The sequence below is a fragment of the Lyngbya sp. CCY1209 genome, assembly GCF_035615495.1.
In the GTDB taxonomy this organism is placed as follows: domain Bacteria; phylum Cyanobacteriota; class Cyanobacteriia; order Cyanobacteriales; family Microcoleaceae; genus Limnospira.
Genome location: NZ_JAJENU010000549.1, coordinates 1 through 2,432 on the forward strand (window position 1 = coordinate 1; position 2,432 = coordinate 2,432).

General features: G+C 50.0%; 2 protein-coding genes and 1 other RNA gene. 2 read left to right on the forward strand and 1 reads right to left on the reverse strand.

The window, feature by feature from the left end; genetic code table 11:
* Positions 1-178: 178 nt before the first annotated feature.
* A complete protein-coding gene (locus tag LKE08_RS19120) occupies positions 179-685 on the reverse strand; it encodes a PEP-CTERM sorting domain-containing protein (protein WP_324705848.1) in 507 nt (168 codons plus the stop codon).
* A 541-nt stretch (positions 686-1,226) separates the two neighbouring features.
* On the opposite strand from LKE08_RS19120, the gene LKE08_RS19125 reads away from it, so the two are divergent.
* Entirely contained in the window at positions 1,227-1,481 is a 255-nt protein-coding gene (locus LKE08_RS19125) for a PEP-CTERM sorting domain-containing protein (RefSeq protein WP_324705849.1), read from the forward strand.
* 223 nt (positions 1,482-1,704) lie between these two features.
* Positions 1,705-2,095, forward strand: a transfer-messenger RNA (tmRNA) gene (gene ssrA, locus LKE08_RS19130).
* Positions 2,096-2,432 lie beyond the last annotated feature (337 nt).

The following is a 2,432-nucleotide window of genomic DNA, read 5'->3' on the forward strand; positions in this document are numbered from 1 at the left end:
TTCGTATTGGGCTTTTTCTCCTTCTAATTTCATCTCATAAACCAGCATAGTCTTATCGTTTTAGCCTCGGATAACATGATAGCATTAAAAGTTTAAAAATAACAACCTTTTTGATTTTTTTTCAAGGCGACTTCAGTCGCCGTTCGTTTTTCATCCACGCTTTAAAAAGACGTGGCTTTCAAACTCTCGTCCTTCTCTCGTAACCGTCTTGGTTGAGGAAGAAATCCAGCGTCGTCCCCGCTTCAACCACCCCCAAGCTGACATAATCGCCGGCTTGCAGGGGGCGATCGCTCGGATCGGAGCCGGAATTTCGATAGCCCGTGTAGGTCGAGCAACTGTCCGTCAAACAAACAATGTCATCAAACAGAATTGTATCAGACATGGCCGTGGTCCCCGTGGAGCGAACTCCCAGTTGGTTCCGATACCATGCGCCTTCGCTGATAAAATGGACTCTGACTTCGTGATCGAAGGCAAATGTCAGTTGGCTGATGTCGAGTTGGTGAGCGGCGACGAATTCCGGGTCGAGGCCTTGATATTCCGTGTGGATGTAGGGTTGAAAAACGCCTTCGTCAATCAGTCCTTTGAATTCTGTATCTGCACCTTTAATCGTGCCCGCCGTGGCGGAACCGGCGAGAGTGGCAGTGGCGGCGATAGCGGTTAATGCTGCGACCAGTCGAGATTTCATGAGTCTTTCCCTCCAAAAATTGAGTTAATTAGTTCAGTAAAATGCACCGATTTATCAATTGAGGATTGATTCGAGGGTTGAATCGCTAACTCTATTTTGATATAATTTTAGTGAATTTGTCTATGGAAATCGAAATATTTTACCTCGGCTTCAAAATATTTTTGATTTGATAAAGGTAGCCCGGAATTTATCCGTATTTTCCGAGAGCGATACTGGCGATCTGTTTCACCACCCATCAATCGAACTTGATGGGTGACGAATCGAGTTCGATTTTTGACTGACACGCTGGCATTATCTGCGTATTTTACCCGTTCAAATTTGGGTGGTTCGACAGTATAAACGTACAATTACGGATATTTGAAAACTCGTTTTGTTACACTCCGATCCCGGGGTCATCGGCTCACGCCTCAGCCCGAGAGCCCCGCGCCCTGAAATCCGGTTCCAATACCCCTTTAACATGGGTTGATTTGATTTTGTAAAGTTCCGGGCTGCCGGGGAGGTAGCCTGCGACAGCGATCGCCAGAGCGGCAAACGATTCAAAATGCAAGCCACCGCCTTTGACCCCTTTGAAGGACCCATCGAAGATCTGGCCAACCTCAATCTCAACTACTCCCTCCTGATCGGCAATATTGCCAATTGGCAAACCTTCGACGCCAGCAGTGGAACCGGAACCTTCACCCTGCGACTCCAGGCTCAGGCGACAGCCGTACCGGAACCCGGAAGTTTGGGGGCGATCCTCGCCACCGCGGCGGGGTTGGGATTGAGCCGCGGCCGGAAGCGGAACCGGCGTTCTTGAAGCATTGGCGGGGTTCGGCGATCTATCTGAAGTGCGAGCGCGATCGCCTCGGAAATGCCCCGCGAAACCGTCAAAACCCGGGCTAAACTCCCTCGGCGGCTGTTGAAATGGGGAGTGGGGAGTCGGAAATCGTCTATAGAATTTTTGAATGCGTGAGTGCGTGACTTTCCCCGCCCCCCCCTTGACGAACGCCAAATTGCCATATACCATAGTAGATAAGCAAGGGGCATTACTGGTTTCGACAGGATGAGGAAACCGACCTTGTGATGCAAGCCGAGAGTGAGTCTCCTCTCGAAAATACAAGGCTCAAACAAATTGTAATTGCGAACAACATTGTTCCTTTCGCTCGCGTTAAGGCCGCTGTTGCCTAACGAACACCTCCTTTAGGTTCGAGCACTCGCAGTTTGACTCCGTTAAGGACTGTGGGTTAAACCCCAACGGATGCTCCGATTAAGTGCCTCTGGTCACCACATCGGAAAAGACTTTACCAGAGAATCCTGCCGTCAGGGATAATAGGCGGTTCCCGTCCAGAGGGTCAGATGGACTAAGCTTGTGAACGATCAAGGCGTCAATACTCGTTCTGGACATGGGTTCGATTCCCATATGCTCCATTTCCTCTCATCCCTTACCCGGTAGCGATTGCAGCCAATCCATCAACTGTGTGTGCTACTCCGTACACCCAAAATGCACTCATATCTCATCGGAAATTTGGGTTGGAAACCCCGTGCTTAGAGGCTCGAAATTTTCTGGAGTTGGGGTGTGGGGATGTGTGTTTGGGAGGATGCGATCGCACAAAATTCAATCCCCACCCTCAACTCTGATTATTTATTACCTGTGGGGGCTACCTGATACGGTTGCCACCATTTGAGATTCCCGGTTGCCACCATTTGAGATTTTCGGGCAAGCGCAGAGGCTGGCCCCTACCATTTGGTGAGCGCGATCGCACCCCAA

What these genes read in the sequence shown, in the direction of transcription:
- LKE08_RS19120 (WP_324705848.1), bottom strand. Translation starts at nt 685, where the DNA reads ATGAAATCTCGACTGGTCGCAGCATTAACCGCTATCGCCGCCACTGCC.
- LKE08_RS19125 (WP_324705849.1), top strand. Translation starts at nt 1,227, where the DNA reads ATGCAAGCCACCGCCTTTGACCCCTTTGAAGGACCCATCGAAGATCTG.